This window comes from Hydrogenophaga sp. GW456-12-10-14-TSB4, from assembly GCF_059424305.1.
The window spans coordinates 1-1,273 of record NZ_JBWKZH010000151.1 but is presented as its reverse complement, the minus strand read 5'-3'; the positions used below and the strand labels follow the sequence as shown (position 1 = coordinate 1,273).

1 protein-coding gene and 1 pseudogene are annotated in these 1,273 nt (G+C 67.2%); both read left to right on the top strand.

Annotation, left to right across the window (positions count from 1 at the left end; translation table 11 throughout):
- Positions 1-54: 54 nt before the first annotated feature.
- A complete protein-coding gene (locus tag AC07ZS_RS29820) occupies positions 55-864 on the top strand; it encodes an ABC transporter ATP-binding protein (RefSeq protein ID WP_494802038.1) in 810 nt (269 codons plus the stop codon).
- Positions 865-911: 47 nt separating this feature from the next.
- Positions 912-1,273: pseudogene (locus AC07ZS_RS29815) on the top strand (phenylacetate--CoA ligase family protein); the annotation flags it as partial.

Here is a 1,273-nt window from a genome sequence, read left to right as displayed (position 1 = left end):
CGCAAGGCCGGCGAGCCGTGCCTTGCGAATGGTCCCCAAGGAATCGGAATCCTCATGAGCACACCCAACACCGTCCTCAACGTCAACGGCATCGAGGTCATCTACAACCACGTGATCCTGGTGCTCAAGGGCGTCTCGCTGCAGGTGCCCGAAGGCCAGATCGCCGCCATCCTGGGCGGCAACGGCGCGGGCAAGACCACCACGCTGCGCGCCGTCTCCAACCTGCTCAAGGGCGAGCGCGGCGAAGTCACCAAAGGCAGCATCGAGCTGCGCGGCGAGCGCATCGAGAACCTCTCGCCCGCCGACCTCGTGCAGCGCGGCGTCGTGCAGGTGATGGAAGGGCGCCACTGCTTCGCCCACCTCACCATCGAAGAGAACCTCATGACCGGCTCCTACACCCGCAAGAGCAAGGCCGAGATCGCGGCCAACCTGGAGAAGGTCTACAACTACTTCCCGCGCCTGAAGACCCGGCGCACCAGCCAGGCTGCCTACACCTCGGGCGGCGAGCAGCAGATGTGCGCCATCGGCCGCGCCCTCATGACCAACCCCAGCGTGATGCTGCTCGACGAGCCCTCCATGGGCCTGGCCCCGCAGATCGTCGAAGAGGTGTTCGAGATCGTCAAGGACCTCAACCAGAAGGAGAAGGTCACCTTCCTGCTGGCCGAGCAGAACACCAACATGGCGCTGAAGTACGCCGACTACGGCTACATCATGGAGAGCGGGCGCATCGTGATGGACGGCGTGGCCAGCGAGCTGCGCAACAACGAGGACGTCAAGGAGTTCTACCTGGGCATGGGCGGGGGCGAGCGCAAGTCCTTCAAAGATGTGAAGAGCTACAAGCGCCGCAAGCGCTGGCTGGCCTGAGCGTTCACGGACCCTGACCCGACACCCTCCTTCACTGGCGCTTCTCCATGAACGACTTCTTCGACGCCCTGGAAACCCGCTCGCCCGACCAGCGCGAGCGCGAGCAGATGAGCGAGCTGGCCACCCAGGTGGCGCACGCCCAGCGGCACAGCACCGCCTTCGCCGAGATCCTGCGCGGCGTGGACGCCCCGGCGGTGAACAGCCGCGCGGCCCTGGCGCGGTTGCCCGTCACGCGCAAGACCGAGCTGCTTGAGCGCCAGAAGGCACAGCGCGCCAGCGACCCCTTCGGCGGCTTCTCCGCCCTGCGCCGCGGCCCGGCCATGAGCCGCGTGTACGCCTCGCCCGGCCCGATCTACGAGCCCGAGGGCGCCACGCGCGATTACTGGCGCGCCGGGCGCTGCCTCTACGC

Excerpts from the sequence above, each read along its gene's own strand:
- AC07ZS_RS29820 (WP_494802038.1), top strand. The coding sequence starts at position 55 with ATGAGCACACCCAACACCGTCCTCAACGTCAACGGCATCGAGGTCATC.